The sequence below is a fragment of the Nocardioides palaemonis genome, assembly GCF_018275325.1.
GTDB classification, from domain to species: Bacteria; Actinomycetota; Actinomycetes; order Propionibacteriales; family Nocardioidaceae; genus Nocardioides; species Nocardioides palaemonis.
Window position 1 is genome coordinate 186,248 of sequence record NZ_JAGVQR010000001.1, and the last position, 15,652, is coordinate 201,899.

Sequence of the window (15,652 nt, forward strand, 5' to 3'; positions counted from 1 at the left end):
TCCGGGCCGAGGAGCGGATCAGACGGAGGAGGCGGAGGGACGCAGAGGTGCGCCGGCGACCACCGGTCCCCCGACCGGTGGCCGCCGGCGCTGCCGGGTCGAGCGTGGGCTACTTGACCTCGGCACGCAGGATCGCGCGCAGCCCGAGGGCCAGCGGGATCCAGAGCCAGACCAGGGTGGTGACCCCGAGCTGCTGCCAGTACTCGGCGGTCATCGTCTGGTCGAAGAGCCGGGTGATCGCGAACTGCACGTCGACCCAGGGCTGCAGGTCGGCGAACCAGGACTGCAGCGCCGCCAGCGTGCCGAACGCGATCGGCAGCACGAGCGAGTAGACGAAGTAGCCGACGATCGCGCCGGGGGTGGAGCGGAAGAGCACGCCGAGCATGAAGCCCATCAGCATGCCGAGCACGTTGGCCAGCACGATGTTCGCGAACTGGGTGGTCGTGATGTCCCAGACCGGGTCGAGGCCGGTGATCGCGGAGCCGAGCAGGTTGCCCACCGCGCCGACGGCGAGGGCGAGGAACATCGCGACGACGCCGACGAGGAGGGTGCCGACCAGCTTGGCGGCGAGCACGCGCCCGCGCCACGGGACCAGCGTGTAGGTGGTGAGGCCGGTGCGCTGGCTGTACTCACCCGTCACGGACATCACCGCGATGATCGGCAGGACCACCGACAACGGCATCCCGATCGCGGTGGAGAACGTGCCCTGGGTGATCGCCTCGTCCGGCGCCCAGAGGATGACCGCGGCCGTGGCGAGGACGGTCACGATGCCGACGCTGGCCATCATCCAGAAGCCGGCGCGGGTGTCGAACATCTTGCGCAGCTCGACCTTCACCAGGCGGGCGGTGGGGATCGGGCGTACGGCGCGGGGTGCGGCGTGCGCGCCGGCGACGGCGGGCGCCGGCGCGGTCGGGGACTGGGTCGCGGTGCTCATGCTGCTGCTCCTTCACGGGCGGTCTCGGCGGTGAGCTCGAGGAACATCTCCTCCAGGCCGGCGCCGTCGGCGGCGCGCAGCTCGCGCAGGACGACGCCGGCGCGGTGCGCGGCCTCTCCCACGAGCTCGGGGTCGGCGTCGACGCGCAGGCCGCCGTCGATCGCGGTGGTGACGACCGCCGACTCGTGCAGTGCACGGGCGAGGCGTTCGTGCTGGGTGGGGTCGGCGGCGCGGACGAGGGTCCCGGCGGCCGCGAGCAGCTCGGACTTCGAGCCCTGCGCCACGATCCGGCCCTGGCCGATCACCACGATGTCGTCGGCGATCACCTCGATCTCGTGCAGCAGGTGGGACGACAGCAGCACCGTGCCGCCGTCGTCGGCGAAGCCGCGGAGCAGGTCGCGCATCCAGCGGATGCCGGCGGGGTCGAGGCCGTTGGCCGGCTCGTCGAGGACCAGCACCTGCGGGTCGCCGATGAGGGCCGTCGCGATGCCGAGGCGCTGGCGCATGCCGAGGGAGTAGTCGCGGACCCGGCGCCTCGCCTCGTCCTCGGTGAGGCCGACCCGGGCGAGGGTCTCGGCGACCCGGGTCCGCGGCAGGCCCATGGTCTGCTGGGCGATGGTCAGGATCTCGCGTCCGGTGCGCCCGGCGTGCTGCGCGGAGGCGTCCAGCAGGACGCCGACCTCGAGGCCGGGGTTGACCAGCTCGCGGTAGTCGCGCCCGGTGATGGTGACGCGACCCGACGAGAGGCGGGTGAGGCCGACCATGACGCGCATGGTGGTGGACTTGCCGGCACCGTTGGGGCCGAGGAATCCGGTGACGCGACCGGTCGCCGCGGTGAAGGACACGTGGTCGACGGCCGTGAACGGGCCGTACTGCTTGGTGAGGGACTCGACGCTGATCATGGGTCAACCCTCGCGGCGCGCCCGCCCGCCGCACATCGGGGAGCGGGCCCGGTCGCGCCCTGAGCTCGACCCTGAGTCCACCCCGGCGTCGAGCCCCGAGCCGGCGCCCGGGGTGGCTTGGCCGTGCACGCGCGTTGGGCGCGGTTTGGGACACTGGCCCGGTGAGCGAGCCGATCAAGACGCGTCCGCCCCAGGTCACCCTGGCCTCGGGGCTGGTCATCGCCTCCTCGCTCGTGGTCCTGGTGAGCGCGTGGGGCCAGGTGGCCTCGCTCGGCTCCCTGGACACGCAGGCCGCGATCGACGCCGCGCTCTCCGACCCGCCCGTCTCCTCCCTCGGCCTCGACGCCGACGGGCTGACCGGGCTGGTCCGGGTCCTGGCGCTGGTGGCGGCGGCGTCCGCGTGCGCCACCGGGATCCTCGGCTGGTGGGTCCGGCGCCCCGACAAGGGCGCCCGGCTCGGGCTGACGGTCTTCGCGGTGGTGGTCTTCCTCGCCGGGCTCCCGAGCGCCTGGCTGCCGTCGGGGTCGATCGCGGGCTCGTTCGTGGCCGCCGGCGCGGCGATGCTGTGGATGGTGCCTGCCCGCGAGTGGTTCGCCACCGGGCGCTGGACGCCGCCCCCGCCGCGCGAGCCCGCCCCGGCGCGTACGCCCGCCGCAACCGGTCGCCCCGGCGCCGGCGGACCGCCGCCGCCGTACGCCCCGCCGCCGGCCGGCCGACCGTTCGGCGAGCACCCGTCGCAGCCGTGGCAGCCGCAGCAGGCACCGCGTCCGGCACAGCGGCCCGTCCCGGTCCTGCGACCGGGCGCGGTGGTCACCGCGTTCGTCCTCACGGTGGTGATGGCCGGCGGCCTGCTCGCGCTCTCGGTGATGTGGATCGCGATGGCGGGCCTCGCGCCCGACCTGGTCGCCCGGCTGATCGACGAGCAGCAGCCCGAGCTCGCCGAGGCCGGCGTGAGCGCCGACGACCTCCGCGGCATGATGCTCGCCATGGCCGGCGGGTTCGTCCTGTGGTGCTCGGTGGCGCTGGTGCTGGCCGGCTTCGTGATGGCCCGCCGCGACTGGGCCCGTCGCGGGCTGATGGTCGTGGCCGCGCTGAGCGCCGGCGCCAGCCTGGCCCTGCTCGGGAGCACCACGCTGGTGCTCGTGCCGGCCGCCGCCGCGCTGGTGACGGTCGTCCTGCTGCGGCGGGTCGAGGTGCGCCGCTGGTTCTCGGTCGAGCAGCACTGAGCGTCATTCACCCTGCGGCCACCAGCGACATGGTGAGATGGCCCCATGAGCGAGCAGGATCCCGGTCCCACCCACACGCCCTACGGGCAGCCGACCCCGTCCGGCCAGCAGCCCTACGGCCAGCAGTCCTACGGGCAGCCGCCCTACGGCCAGCAGCCGTACGGGCAGTACGGGCAGCAGCCCTACGGGACGGTCGACCCTGACCGTCGGCCCACCACCGTGACGGTGGCCGCGTGGATCACGATCGTGTTCTCCGGCCTGTCGGCCGCCCTGTTCGGGATCATCGCGCTGATGTTCGTCGTCGCCCGCGACGAGTTCGTGTCGGCGTTCGACCGCGAGATGCAGTCGAGCGTGAGCACCACCGACGTCACCATCGACGCCGAGTCGCTGGCCGGCGTGATCGTCGCGGTCTTCCTCGTCTTCGCGCTGTGGGCGCTGATCGCGATCGTGCTGGCCGTCTTCGTGCTGCGGCGCTCCAACGTCGCGCGCATCCTGCTGGTCATCTCCAGCAGCGTGACCGCGCTGCTGTCGCTCATCGGCATCGGCAGCGGCGTCTCGATCGTCCCGCTGATCGCCGCCATCGCGGTCGTCGTGCTGCTGTTCGTCGGCGGCGCCGGCGACTGGTTCAAGGGCCAGGGCGCGGCGCTGGCCGGCCCGGCCGGTGGCTACGGCAGCGACGGCACCTACGGCGGGCAGTACCCGACCTACGGCACCCAGCAGCCCGGCCCCTACGGGTCGCAGCCCGGATCCGAGGCGCCGAGCTACCCGCCGCCGCCGTCGCAGAACCCGTACGGCCAGCCGCCCGTCGACGGCGGCAGCGGCTCGGAGCAGCCGGACAACCCGTACCGCTGACTCAGCGGGCCAGGTCGGCCGCGGCGAGGCGTCGTACGCCCTCGCTGATCACGGCCGGCTCCTTGCAGAACGCCCAGCGCACCAGCTGACGCCCGGCGTCGGCGTCGTCGTAGAACCCCTGCGTGGGGATCGCGACGACGCCGGCCCGCTCGGGCAGCGCGAGGCAGAACGCGCGCCCGTCCTCCCAGCCGAGGTGGCTGATGTCGGTGGTGGCGAAGTAGGTCCCCTCGGGCAGCCGTGCCGGCAGCCCGGCCTCCGCGAGCCCGGCGCACAGCAGGTCGCGCCGCGCCTGCAGGTCCCGCGCCAGCGCGGCTGGCCACTCGGGCTCGTGGTCGAGCGCGTGGGCCACCGCCGGCTGCAGGGGCGCTCCCGACGTGAAGGTCAGCCACTGCTTCGCGGCGAGCACCGCCTGCACGAGCCGGGCGGGACCGGTGGCCCACCCGACCTTCCACCCGGTGAACGACCAGCTCTTGCCCACGCTCGACAGCGTGAGCGTGCGCTCCCACATGCCCGGGAGGGTGGCGATCGGTACCTGCCCCTCGGCGGACCGCGCGTCGTCGAAGACCAGGTGCTCGTAGACCTCGTCGGTGACGACCAGGACGTCGTTCTCGATCGCGAGGTCCGCCACCAGCTGCAGCTCCTCGCGCGTGAGGACCGTGCCGGTGGGGTTGTGCGGGGTGTTCAGCAGCACGAGCTTCGTCGCCGGGGTGATCGCCGCGCGGAGCTCGTCGGGGTCGGGCCGGAAGCCGGTCTCAGCGCGGAGAGTGACGGGGCGCCGCCGGGCACCGCACATGTCGAGCATCGCGGTGTAGGAGTCGTAGTAGGGCTCGAGCACCACGACCTCGTCGCCGGGGTCGACCAGCCCGAGCAGCGCCCCCGCGATCGCCTCGGTGCACCCGGTGGTGACGACCACCTCGGTGTCGGGGTCGGGAGTGAGCCCGTAGTGCCGCTGCTGGTGGCGCGCGATCGCGGCGCGCAGCGCGGGCACGCCGATGCCGGGGGCGTACTGGTTGGCGCCCGCCTGCAGCGCCTCCACGGCGGCGGCGACGACCGACGCGGGCCCGTCGACGTCGGGGAAGCCCTGCCCGAGGTTGAGCGCCCCGGTGCGCACCGCGAGCGCCGACATCTCCGAGAAGACCGTCGGCGGGATCTGCGCGACGCGGTCGGACAGGACGGACGGGCCGGGCGTGGCAGGCATGCTCGCGAGACTAGCCGGGGCACGACGGACCGGTCGTGGCTAGGCTGCGGGCCGTGGTTGACGAGACGCTCGCACGCGACATCGACGCGGCCTGCCGCCTGACCGGGGAGTTCACCCTCAGGTCCGGCCAGGTCGCCGACACCTACTTCGACAAGTACCTCTTCGAGGCGCAGCCCGCGCTGCTCGACCGGGTCGCGACCCGGATGCTCGACCTGCTCCCGGACGGCACGGAGCTGCTCGGCGGGCTCGAGCTGGGCGGCATCCCGATCGCGACGATGGTGTCGGCGAAGACCGGGCTGCCGGCGCTCTTCGTGCGCAAGAAGGCCAAGGAGTACGGCACCTGCAAGCTGGCCGAGGGGCCCGACGTGGCCGGTCGGCGGATCACGATCATCGAGGACGTGATCACCACCGGGGGCGCCGTGCGCGACGCGACCCGCGAGCTGCGGGCCGCCGGCGCGACGGTCGAGGTCGTGGTGTGCGCGATCGACCGGTCGCCCGCGGGGGAGAACCCGCTCGCCGACGTGGGGCTGGAGGTCCGCTCGGTCCTCACCCGCGCCGACCTCGACGCGGCGCAGGGCTGACCGACCCGGCTCAGTCCAGGTCGCGGCCGGTGATGTCGCGGTCGGGGCCGCCGTCGTGGTCGCCGACCTCGGCGCCGGCGGCGTTGGTGCGCCGGTGGCGGACCCACTCGACGACGATCGGGATCACCGAGAAGGCGACGATCACGATCACCAGCTTGTCGATGCTCTCGCCCAGGTGGGGGAACGCGTCGCCGAGGAAGAAGCCGAGCAGGGTGATCACGACGACCCACAGCACGGCGCCGACCGCGCTCCAGAGGAAGAAGCGGTGGCGCTCCATCCGGGTCACGCCGGCCACCACGGTGATGTAGGTGCGCACGAACGGCACGAACCGCCCGATCACCAGCGCCTTGTTGCCGTGGCGGTCGAAGAACGCCGTGGTCTGGTCGAAGTACTTGCGCTTGATGATGCGGCCGTCGCGCTCGTAGAGCGGTGGACCGATCTTCCGGCCGATCTCGTAGCCCACGACGTTGCCGAGGAAGGCCGCCCCCGTCAGCGCCGCCATCGCGATCAGCACCTCCACGAACGGAGGGCCGGGGAACAGGTCGAGCTGGCCGGTGGCGATGAAGAGCCCGAGGGCGAACAGGAGCGTGTCACCCGGCAGGATCGGGAAGAACAGGCCGCACTCGACGAAGACGATGACCAGGCTGATCCAGAACAGCTCGGTGCCGAACCGGTCGAGCAGCCAGTTGGGGTCCATCCAGTCGATCCCCAGCAGGAGCGGGGTCACCGTCCCTGCGCGGTCGAGGAGAGAGATCACCCGGGAAGGGTAGTCGCCGGGACCGACGCCGCGGGAAACGGCCGGAGCGGCCGCGACGGCGGGGCCTGCCTAGGGTGGCGCCATGCAGGACGAGCGTGCGCCCTACGACCCGATGCCCCACGGCCCGCCCGAGGTCGGCGTCGGGCCGTGGCCCGGGGACTGGCCGGTCGGCGCGCACTGGGACCCCGACCTGCTGCGCGACGGCGACCGGCGCAACGTCGTCGACCGCTACCGCTACTGGAGCCTCGAGGCGATCGTGGCCGACCTCGACACCCGCCGCCACGACTTCCACGTGGCGATCGAGAACTGGCAGCACGACTTCAACATCGGCACGATCGTGCGCTCGGCCAACGCGTTCCTCGCCGCCGAGGTGCACATCGTCGGCAACCGGCGGTGGAACCGTCGCGGCGCGATGGTCACCGACCGCTACCAGCACGTCCGGCACCACCCGGACGCCGCGGCGCTCGCGGCGTACCTCCACGAGCACGACGGCGGCCCGGTCCGGCTGCTCGGCATCGACAACCTGCCGGGTTCGGAGCACCTCGAGACGATGGAGGTGCCGCGACGGGTGTGCTTCCTCTTCGGACAGGAGGGGCCGGGTCTCTCGGACGGGGCGCGCGAGGCGTGCGACGGGACCTTCTCGATCGCCCAGTTCGGCTCGACGCGGTCGATCAACGCCAGCGCGGCAGCGGCGATCGCGATGCACTCCTGGGTGCGCACGCACGCCGACCTCACCGGCGACGGCGCCTGGCGCGGCTGACCCCGCCGCCCGGTGCGGGCGACGGGGTCACGGGTGGAGCGGCAGGTCTCAGCGGCGGGTCTGGGTGTAGCAGACGAGCGAGCGGTCGCCGACCTTCCAGCTCACCTTGGAGGGCCAGCTGAAGCGGTACGTCCGCGAACGGGTGACGGCGCGGCAGCGTTCGGTGCCGAGCTTGGTCCACGCCTTCTTGCTCCGGTAGGCATTGCCCTTCACCTTCAGCGCGGCAGTGGCCCGGAACGTGTGCTTGTCCGAGCAGACCGTGACGTGGAAGTCGCGCCCGGCCAGGCAGCGCGAGACGCCCTTGGCGTAGGGCTTGCGGCCGAGGTCGAGCTTCGCCGGGAGCGGCAGCAGCACGTCGTCGGAGCGCAGGACGAGGTCGCAGCGCAGCCAGCGGGCGCCCGCGGCCTGCTGCTCCGCGGTCGGCGCGAAGTAGGCCAGGTCGTAGGCGGTGAGCCGCACGCCGGGGAGCTTGGTGCCGAGCACCTGCTTCTGCGCGGGGTAGCAGGTCTCGAGGGCGAAGCGGGCCAGGCCCTTGTCCTCGTAGCCGAGGTCGGCCGGCATCTGGCCCACCGCGATCACCTGGGAGGTGTGCTCGCCGGCGCAGTCCACCGGCGCCCCGCTGTAGGTGGGCAGCTGGATCTCCGGCGCGGTGATGGCCGAGCACTGTCCCACCGCCGGTGCACCGAAGGCCGGGTCGGCGGCCCCCGCGGCCGTCGACGTGGCGAAGGTGGTGAGGGCTGTCATGAGGAGCGCAGCGGCGATGGCACCGGCCCCGAGTCGTCGTGTCATGGGCCGCAACCTAGGTGGCGGTGGCCCGCCGCGCCACCACCTCACGGGTCGTGGCGCGGCGGCCCGTTCAGCGCTGGCGCGCGAGCACCGACTCCAGCGCCGCCAGCCCACGGCTGCTGTGGCTCTTGACCGTCCCCTCGGTGATGCCGAGCTCGTGGGCGGTCTCGCGCACCGACAGCCCCAGCCAGTGCCGCAGCACGACGACCTTGCGCTGCTGCTCCGGCAGGTCCTGGAGGGCGGCGAAGAGGGCCGAGCGCTCCTCCACCGCGGTCGGTGCGGCGGCCGCGACCTCGGGCAGCGCGTCGCTGGGGCGCTCGCGCCGCCACGGTCGCCGCGACTCGTCGATGTTGGCCCGCACCATGATCTGGCGGCAGTACGCCTCCTCGCCTCCCTCGTGGCGAATGCGGGGCCAGGCGACGTAGAGCTTGGTGAACGCCGTCTGCAGCAGGTCGTCGGCGCGGTGCCAGTCGCCGCACAGCGCGTACGCGACCCGGCGCAGGTGGCGCTGCCGGGCGGCGACGAACTCGCTGAAGGCGGCGTCGCGGTCCGCGCGCCTCATCGCACGCCCTCGCCGGAGTCGGCCTGGGCCGCGAGGTGGCGCAGGAAGGCGGTCATGGTGGGCGCGTCGAGCACGGCCGGCTCGACGGTGAGCGAGTCCTCGGCCCGGGCCAGCACGAAGAGCACCGTGCCGTCGGCGAGGCGCACCTTCGCCGCCACCGCCTCCCCGACCGGGCCGTAGGCCGCGGCCTGCTCGGGGTGCGCGACCGCCTCGATCACCTCGAGATCGGTGTCGGCCACGAACCGACCGCCCTCGGTGTGGGCCACGGGGGTCGGCGCGTCACCCTGCTCGAGCGCCTGCATCTGGGCGACCCAGGTGTCGAGGTCGGCCGTCGACTTCCCGGCGGGGTCGGACGACACGGACGAGGTGCCGGACAGGTGCCAGGTCGCCAGCACCCACGTGTCCTCGTCGGGCGTGCCGGTCGACGAGACCACCAGCGCCCACTGGCGCATCACGTCGACGCCGTCGCGGGTCGTGCGTGCCACCGGCTCCACGCTCTCCACCGTCCACCCACGCTGGACGAGGAGCGCGCCGTCCGCGGTGGTGGCGACCGGGACGGGACCCGCCACCTCGTCGCGCTGCGCCGCGGTGGCGGTGCTGACGTCGGCGGGCCGGGTGGGGAGCGCGGCCACGGTGGGGCTGGTCGTCGGCTCCGCCGTGGCCGAGGTCGGGGTGGCGGTCGGGCTGGGCGCCGGCGGCTGCGTCGCGACCGGGACCCCGCCGCTGCGTGCGGCGCTACCGGGCGTGAGCGACCAGACCATGCCGCCGACGACGACGGCGGCCGCGAGGCCCGCCACCGAGACGGCCGCGCGGCGTCGGCGTACGGCCCGGTGGCCCGCGTCGAGGTAGTCGGCGGAGGCGCCCTCCGGCCCCTGGCCGAACGAGGAGTCGAGCTCGTGGTGCCAGTCGATCTGCGTGTCCATGCCGGGTCCTTCCCCCGTGGTGAGTGTCGCACCGGTGGACACGGAGCGGGCCCCGGATCGGTTGTCACCGACCGCGGAGCATTCGGCCCGCGGGCGACCGACGGGTAGCCACTAGGGTGGGCGGCGTCGGGTGGACCCGCGTCGGGCCACCCTCCGGACCACTCGCTGCACCGCTTCAGAGGAGAGCCCCGATGCCCATCGCCACCCCCGAGGTCTACGCCCAGATGCTGGACGCCGCGAAGGAGAAGTCCTTCGCCTACCCGGCCATCAACGTGTCGTCCTCGCAGACCCTCAACGCCGCGCTGAAGGGCTTCGCCGACGCGGGCTCCGACGGCATCATCCAGGTCTCCACCGGCGGCGCGGAGTACCTCTCCGGCCCGTCGGTGAAGGACATGGTGACCGGCTCGGTCGCCTTCGCCGCCTACGCCGCCGAGGTCGCGAAGAACTACCCGGTCAACATCGCGCTGCACACCGACCACTGCCCGAAGGACAAGCTCGACGGCTTCGTGCGCCCGCTGCTCGACATCTCCGCCGAGCGGGTGGCCCGCGGCGAGGCGCCGCTGTTCCAGTCGCACATGTGGGACGGCTCGTCCGTGCCGCTCGACGAGAACCTCCAGATCGCCGAGGAGCTGCTCGCGAAGTGCGCCGCGGCCCACATCATCCTCGAGATCGAGGTCGGCGTCGTCGGCGGCGAGGAGGACGGTGTCGCCAACGAGATCAACGACCAGCTCTACACCACGCCCGAGGACGCCATCGCCACCATCAAGGCGCTCGGCGGCGGCGACCAGGGCCGCTACATGACCGCCCTGACCTTCGGCAACGTCCACGGCGTCTACAAGCCGGGCAACGTCAAGCTCCGCCCGGAGATCCTCAAGGCCGCCCAGGAGGCCGCCGCCTCCGAGCTCGGTCTCGGCTCCGACGCCCGCCCGTTCGACCTGGTCTTCCACGGCGGCTCCGGCTCCACCGCCCAGGAGATCAGCGACGCCGTCGACTTCGGCGTGGTGAAGATGAACGTCGACACCGACACCCAGTACGCCTTCACCCGCCCGGTCGCGGCCCACATGTTCGCCAACTACGACGGCGTGCTGAAGGTCGACGGCGAGGTCGGCAACAAGAAGCAGTACGACCCGCGCGCCTGGGGCAAGGCCGCCGAGGCCGGTATGGCCGAGCGGATCGTCGAGGCCTGCCAGAACCTGCGCTCCGCGGGGACCTCGCTCGCCGGCTGACGCTCCTGGAGCGGTGTCCCACCCACCTTCTGTCGCGGCGGAAGGTGGGTCACGCACCGCTCACCGGCGTGCCCCGCGCCGACGCACGTACGAGCGGTGTCTCACCCACATTCTCTGAACCCAGAGTGTGGGTGGGGCACCGCTCGCGTGCGTCGAGGCGTACGCGGCGACGTACGACGCCGCGCGGGTCGGCGTCAGGGCGTCGCGGGCTCCGCGGCGACCGCCGCACCCTCGCGAGCCGGCGCGGCGCCGAAGTGGCGCGGGCGCTCGAAGAGGAGCACCGCGAGCAGGCCGAGCAGCAGCACGGCCGGCAGGAGCAGCAGCGACTGCGCCATCGCCTCGGTGAAGGGCCCTGCGACCTGGGCCGGCAGCGCGCCCCCGCCGGCCGCGCCCTCGGACGGCGAGAAGGACAGCCCGTTGGCCGCGAGCCGCGCGTCGATCAGCACCGCGATCGCCGCCGAGCCGAGGACGGCGCCGACCTGGCGCGTCGCGTTGTAGACGCCCGACCCCGCGCCGGCGCGCTGGGGCGGGAGGTTGCGGTTGGCGGTGGTGGCCAGCGGTCCCCACAGGAACGAGCTGCCGAGGCCCATCAGGGCGAAGACCAGCACGAGCTGCCACAGCGGGGTGTCCGGCGCCAGCACCGCCTGCAGCACCAGCAGGGCCACGCCGAGACCGGCGAACCCACCCACGGTCAGCAGGCGCGGGTGGACCCGGTCGGTGAGCCGGCCGGCGACCGGAGCGGCGAGGATCGAGGTGACCGCCATCGGGGCGAGCAGCAGTCCGGCCTCGGTGGGGGAGTAGCCGCGGACCAGCTGTGCCCACAGCATCAGCGGGAAGCCCATCGCGGTGAAGGCGAAGGACACGGTCGTGATCGCGAGGTTGGAGACCGAGAAGTTGCGGTCGGAGAACAGGCTCAGCGGCACGAGCGGCTCACGCCGGTTGCGTGCCTGCCAGACGACGAACAGCGCGAGCACGACGAGCCCCGCGACGATCAGCCGCCACACGGTGAACGGTCCGGCGATGGTCGACCAGTCGTACTGCTCGCCCTCCTGGATGCCGAAGACCAGCAGGAACATGCCGAGGCCGCTCAGCGCGACGCCGAGCCAGTCGAAGCGGTGCTGGTTGGTCTCCAGGCTCGGCACCAGCCGCCAGGCGAGCGCGAAGGCGACCACGCCGACCGGCACGTTGACGAAGAAGATCCACTCCCATCCGAGGGTGTCGACCAGGACACCGCCCGCGATCGGGCCGACCAGCGTGGCGACGCCGGCGGTGGCGCCCCACAGCGCCATCGCGGAGCCGCGGCGCTCGATCGGGAAGATCCGGGTGATGACCGACATCGTCTGCGGGGTCATCATCGACGCGCCGAGGCCCTGCGCGACACGGGCGGCGATCAGGCCCTCGATCGTGGTGGTCAGGCCGCAGGCCAGCGAGGCGAGCGTGAAGACGGTCAGGCCGGCGAGGTAGAGGTTCTTGGGACCGAAGCGGTCGCCGAGCCGCCCGGTGATCAGGACCGGGACGGCGTAGGCCAGGAGGTAGGCCGAGGTCACCCACACGACCTCGTTGACCCCGGCCTGGAGGTCCTCGATGATCGCCGGCGTCGCGACGGTGACGATGGTCGTGTCGACGAGGATCATGAAGAACCCGATGCACAGCGCCCACAGGGCGGGCCACGGGTCGGTGCGCTGGGTCTCGGCAGTGCTCGCGGTCACGAGACCAGTGAACATCTCGGGTCCGACATCGATTCCCCCCGAGCGTCCGCCGGTCGAGGTGCGAGCGCAGCGAGCCTCGAGGCCAGTCGGGCCTCGAGGCTCGGGCGCAGACGCCCTCGCACCTCGACCAGCGGGACGAACCGCGGACGTACGGCCTCAGCGCGCCGGCGCGTTGCCCGGGATGTCGTCCGGGTCGCCGTAGGGCTCGCCGTGCGAGGAGTGCTCGGCGAGGTCCTTCTGCACGCGCGGGTCGTCGGCGTCGGCGAAGTAGTCGAACGGGATCGTCTCGTCCGAGCCGTTGGCGACCTTCGCGGCGTTGAGGATCGCGCTGAGCACGACGGCGATGAACAGGTTGATCGCGAAGGCGGTCATCGCGATGTAGCCCATCTCGTCGAGGCCGGGGACCATCGCGAGCGAGCCGCCGAAGTGCTTCCCGGTCACCGGGTTGATGACCTGGTAGGCCTCGACCGTGCCGTAGACCATGCTGACCGCCCAGCCCGCGAGCAGCGCCCAGCGGTGGAACCACCGGGTGAAGAGGCTGAACACCACGGCGGGGAAGGTCTGCAGGATCCAGATGCCGCCGAGGAGCTGGAAGTTGATCGCGTTCTGCTTGTCGAGCGTGAGCACGAAGACCAGCGCGAACGCCTTGACCAGCAGCGACATCAGCTTGGAGACCTTGGCCTCCTGCTTCGGGGTGGCGTCGGGCTTGATCCACTCCTTGTAGATGTTGCGGCTGAAGGTGTTGGCGGCGGCGATCGACATGATCGCGGCCGGCACGAGGGCGCCGATGGCGATCGCGGCGAACGCCACCCCGGCGAACCACGCCGGGAACATGTCCTCGAACAGCTGCGGGATGACCAGCTGGGCGTTGGGCTCGCCGTCGAGGCCGATCGGCTGCGTGCCGGCGGCGATCGCGACCCAGCCGAGCAGGGCCAGCAGACCGAGCACGAAGGAGTACGCCGGCAGGATCGCGGCGTTGCGGCGGATGGTGTTGCGCGAGCTCGACGACAGCGACGCGGTCACCGAGTGCGGGTACATGAACAACGCCATGGCCGAGCCGAGCGCGAGGGTGGCGTAGGCCCAGCCCTGGCCGACGCCGGGCAGGAACGCACCCGTCGGCTTGCCGGTGGCCTCGTTGACCGTCGTCATCTTCTCCTGGGCGGCGCCGAAGATGTTGTCCCAGCCGCCCACCTGGCCGGGCAGGTAGATCACCGCGACGATGATCACGAGGTAGATCAGGATGTCCTTCACGAACGCGATGACCGCGGGCGCCCGCAGGCCGCTGGAGTAGGTGAACGCGGCCAGCACCGCGAACGCGATGAACAGCGGTGCGTCCTTGGCGACGATGTTGTCGCCGCCGCCCACGCCGGCCACCTCGAGCACCGCCTGGATGCCGACGAGCTGGAGTGCGATGTAGGGCATCGTCGCGACGAAGCCGGTGACGGCCACGGCGAGCGAGAGCCCGCGGCTGTCGTAGCGGCCGCGCACGAAGTCGGCGGTCGTGACGTAGCCGTGGCGGTGGCTGACGGACCAGAGCCGCGCCATGAAGATGAAGATGATCGGGTAGAGCACGATCGTGTAGGGCACGGCGAAGAAGCCGGCGACGGCCCCGGTGGCGAACATCGCCGCCGGCACGGCCACGAACGTGTACGCGGTGTAGAGGTCGCCGCCGAGCAGGAACCAGGTGATCCACGTGCCGAACTTGCGACCGCCGAGGCCCCACTCGTCGAGCGACTCCAGCGACTCGCCCCGCTTGAAGCGCGAGGCCATGAAGCCGGCGACGCTGACGAGCAGGAACAGCGCGATCAGCACGGCCAGCGCGACGCCGTTGACGCCGCCGGTGTCGGCGGCCAGGACGGTGAGCTGCGGCGTCATCGGTCCTCACCCGCCTTGTGCGTGGTCAGCCCGCGGGCCGAGAGGGTGAGCTTGTAGGCCGCCCAGGTCAGGGCCGAGCAGATGAAGACCCAGAGGAACTGGTACCAGAAGAAGAACGGGAAGCCCCAGAGCTCGGGCTCGTCCCTGGCGTACGACGGCACCCACAGCAGGGCGACGATCGGGATGACGAGGAGGACGGCGGCGATGGCCATCTTGGTCTTGTCGGTCGGAGGCGGGCCCTGCTCGGGGCGCGGCGGAGGTGTGTTCCCGGGATTCACCCGCGCGACCTTACCCCCGGCGTGACGACCGTCACCCACCCCGCGCGGTGGCGAGACCAGCGGGCGGGGTGGTGCGACGAGTGGTCAGAGCAGCTCGTCGGCCGCCGCGGGGCTGGAGTCGCGCAGGAAGGTCGAGCAGCGCTCCCACTCGTCGGTCTCGCCGATCGCGCGGGCGGACAGCGCGAGCAGGGCGAGGGCGCGCAGGAAGCCGCGGTTGGGCTCGTGCTCCCACGGCACCGGGCCGTGGCCCTTCCAGCCGTTGCGGCGCAGCATGTCGAGCGAGCGGTGGTAGCCGACGCGGGCGTACGCGTAGACGGTGACGTCGTCAGCCCCCTGGTCCTTGGCCTGGGCGGCGAGCGCGGCCCACGCGGCGGGTGAGGCCGGGTGCTGGCGGACGACCGCGGCCGGCGCCTCGCCGGCGGCGAGCGCGGCGTCGGCGGGGTCGGCGGGCAGGTGGGTGGGCGGGGGACCTGCCATCAGGTCGCCGCCGAAGGAACCGGTGGTCATGGAGCCACCCTAGGACCCGCCCCGCAGGCGCGGTCGGGGAGGATTCCCTGCATGGGCCAGACGTTCACGACCGAGATCCAGGCACGCTTCCGCGACATCAACCTCGCGGGGCACGTCGACAACGTCGAGGCCGTGCGCGTGCTCGACGAGGCCCGCTACGAGTTCCTGCGCTTCGCCCGGCTCCCCGGGCTCCCCGAGGGTGCGTCTGGCCTGCTGCACGGTGTGGACGCCGGGGTCTCCGAGCTGGTCGCGTCGCAGACCATCGAGTACCACGCCGAGATGCGCTTCGTGCCCTACCAGCCGTTCCTGGCCACGCTCTGGGTCTCCCGCGTCGGCTCGTCGTCTTTCACGGTCTCCGCCGAGCTGCGCGTCGAGGACGGGGGTCGTCCGGCGGCCGTCTGGGAGTGCGTCAACGTCCTCTGGGACCACCACGCCGCCTCGGCCTGGACGATCAGCGACGCGGTCCGCGCCGACCTGGAGGCGTACGCCGGCGACCCGGTCGGCTTCCGCCGCTGAGTCCGGTTGCCGGAGCGCCTGCGGTCAGCCCGCGCAGCCAGGCGTCAACGCCTCGACTCG

At 72.7% G+C, this 15,652-nt stretch carries 17 protein-coding genes; 6 read left to right on the forward strand and 11 right to left on the reverse strand.

Going from position 1 to position 15,652, the window contains the following annotated elements; genetic code table 11:
• Positions 1 to 109: 109 nt before the first annotated feature.
• Positions 110 to 934 carry an ABC transporter permease gene (locus tag KDN32_RS00860; RefSeq protein ID WP_211730242.1) on the reverse strand — a complete coding sequence of 275 codons (825 nt, stop codon included), beginning with the start codon at positions 932 to 934 and terminating at the stop codon, positions 110 to 112.
• Positions 931 to 1,836, reverse strand: coding sequence for an ABC transporter ATP-binding protein (locus KDN32_RS00865; protein WP_211730243.1), 906 nt, complete (start codon positions 1,834 to 1,836; stop codon positions 931 to 933). The genes KDN32_RS00860 and KDN32_RS00865 overlap by 4 nt, the downstream gene beginning before the upstream one ends.
• Positions 1,837 to 1,997: 161 nt before the next feature.
• On the opposite strand from KDN32_RS00865, the gene KDN32_RS00870 reads away from it, so the two are divergent.
• Together KDN32_RS00870 and KDN32_RS00875 are read left to right on the forward strand one after the other, a co-directional pair.
• On the forward strand, positions 1,998 to 3,062 hold the full coding sequence (locus KDN32_RS00870; protein ID WP_211730244.1) for a hypothetical protein: 1,065 nt from the start codon (positions 1,998 to 2,000) through the stop codon (positions 3,060 to 3,062).
• Between the two features lie 45 nt (positions 3,063 to 3,107).
• Positions 3,108 to 3,914, forward strand: coding sequence for a DUF4064 domain-containing protein (locus KDN32_RS00875; RefSeq protein WP_211730245.1), 807 nt, complete (start codon positions 3,108 to 3,110; stop codon positions 3,912 to 3,914).
• A gap of 1 nt (position 3,915) precedes the next feature.
• Here the strand turns inward: KDN32_RS00875 and KDN32_RS00880 are convergent, their stop codons facing one another.
• Positions 3,916 to 5,112, reverse strand: a complete 1,197-nt coding sequence (locus KDN32_RS00880; protein WP_211730246.1) for a pyridoxal phosphate-dependent aminotransferase — start codon at positions 5,110 to 5,112, stop codon at positions 3,916 to 3,918.
• A 53-nt stretch (positions 5,113 to 5,165) separates the two neighbouring features.
• Between KDN32_RS00880 and pyrE the strand changes: the two genes are divergently transcribed.
• A complete protein-coding gene (pyrE, locus tag KDN32_RS00885) occupies positions 5,166 to 5,693 on the forward strand; it encodes an orotate phosphoribosyltransferase (RefSeq protein WP_211730247.1) in 528 nt (175 codons plus the stop codon).
• 10 nt (positions 5,694 to 5,703) lie between these two features.
• Here pyrE and KDN32_RS00890 read toward each other — a convergent pair whose 3' ends face one another.
• Complete coding sequence (locus KDN32_RS00890; RefSeq protein WP_307853599.1) at positions 5,704 to 6,450, reverse strand: DedA family protein; 747 nt, start codon at positions 6,448 to 6,450, stop codon at positions 5,704 to 5,706.
• An 82-nt stretch (positions 6,451 to 6,532) separates the two neighbouring features.
• On the opposite strand from KDN32_RS00890, the gene KDN32_RS00895 reads away from it, so the two are divergent.
• The gene (locus tag KDN32_RS00895; RefSeq protein ID WP_249216326.1) at positions 6,533 to 7,210 is read left to right on the forward strand and encodes a TrmH family RNA methyltransferase; all 678 of its coding nucleotides are present in this window, start codon (positions 6,533 to 6,535) and stop codon (positions 7,208 to 7,210) included.
• A 48-nt stretch (positions 7,211 to 7,258) separates the two neighbouring features.
• Here the strand turns inward: KDN32_RS00895 and KDN32_RS00900 are convergent, their stop codons facing one another.
• From KDN32_RS00900 to KDN32_RS00910, 3 genes are all read right to left on the reverse strand, one after another.
• Positions 7,259 to 7,999, reverse strand: a complete 741-nt coding sequence (locus tag KDN32_RS00900) for a septum formation family protein (RefSeq protein ID WP_211730248.1) — start codon at positions 7,997 to 7,999, stop codon at positions 7,259 to 7,261.
• 67 nt (positions 8,000 to 8,066) lie between these two features.
• Positions 8,067 to 8,558 (reverse strand): SigE family RNA polymerase sigma factor, encoded by a 492-nt coding sequence (locus KDN32_RS00905; protein WP_211730249.1) that lies wholly within the window; start codon positions 8,556 to 8,558, stop codon positions 8,067 to 8,069.
• Positions 8,555 to 9,481 carry a hypothetical protein gene (locus KDN32_RS00910; RefSeq protein ID WP_211730250.1) on the reverse strand — a complete coding sequence of 309 codons (927 nt, stop codon included), beginning with the start codon at positions 9,479 to 9,481 and terminating at the stop codon, positions 8,555 to 8,557. Before KDN32_RS00910 ends, KDN32_RS00905 begins: the two co-directional genes overlap by 4 nt.
• A gap of 191 nt (positions 9,482 to 9,672) precedes the next feature.
• Between KDN32_RS00910 and fbaA the strand changes: the two genes are divergently transcribed.
• On the forward strand, positions 9,673 to 10,707 hold the full coding sequence (fbaA, locus tag KDN32_RS00915; protein WP_211730251.1) for a class II fructose-bisphosphate aldolase: 1,035 nt from the start codon (positions 9,673 to 9,675) through the stop codon (positions 10,705 to 10,707).
• A gap of 194 nt (positions 10,708 to 10,901) precedes the next feature.
• Here the strand turns inward: fbaA and KDN32_RS00920 are convergent, their stop codons facing one another.
• From KDN32_RS00920 to KDN32_RS00935, 4 genes are all read right to left on the reverse strand, one after another.
• Positions 10,902 to 12,416 (reverse strand): DHA2 family efflux MFS transporter permease subunit, encoded by a 1,515-nt coding sequence (locus tag KDN32_RS00920; protein ID WP_307853600.1) that lies wholly within the window; start codon positions 12,414 to 12,416, stop codon positions 10,902 to 10,904.
• Between the two features lie 156 nt (positions 12,417 to 12,572).
• Entirely contained in the window at positions 12,573 to 14,291 is a 1,719-nt protein-coding gene (gene mctP, locus KDN32_RS00925; RefSeq protein ID WP_211730253.1) for a monocarboxylate uptake permease MctP, read from the reverse strand.
• Positions 14,288 to 14,569, reverse strand: a complete 282-nt coding sequence (locus KDN32_RS00930) for a DUF3311 domain-containing protein (protein WP_307853602.1) — start codon at positions 14,567 to 14,569, stop codon at positions 14,288 to 14,290. The genes mctP and KDN32_RS00930 overlap by 4 nt, the downstream gene beginning before the upstream one ends.
• Positions 14,570 to 14,653: 84 nt before the next feature.
• Positions 14,654 to 15,076, reverse strand: a complete 423-nt coding sequence (locus tag KDN32_RS00935) for a DUF3151 domain-containing protein (protein WP_211730254.1) — start codon at positions 15,074 to 15,076, stop codon at positions 14,654 to 14,656.
• Between the two features lie 51 nt (positions 15,077 to 15,127).
• On the opposite strand from KDN32_RS00935, the gene KDN32_RS00940 reads away from it, so the two are divergent.
• Positions 15,128 to 15,592, forward strand: coding sequence for an acyl-CoA thioesterase (locus KDN32_RS00940; protein ID WP_211730255.1), 465 nt, complete (start codon positions 15,128 to 15,130; stop codon positions 15,590 to 15,592).
• The last annotated feature ends 60 nt before the right edge of the window (positions 15,593 to 15,652 follow it).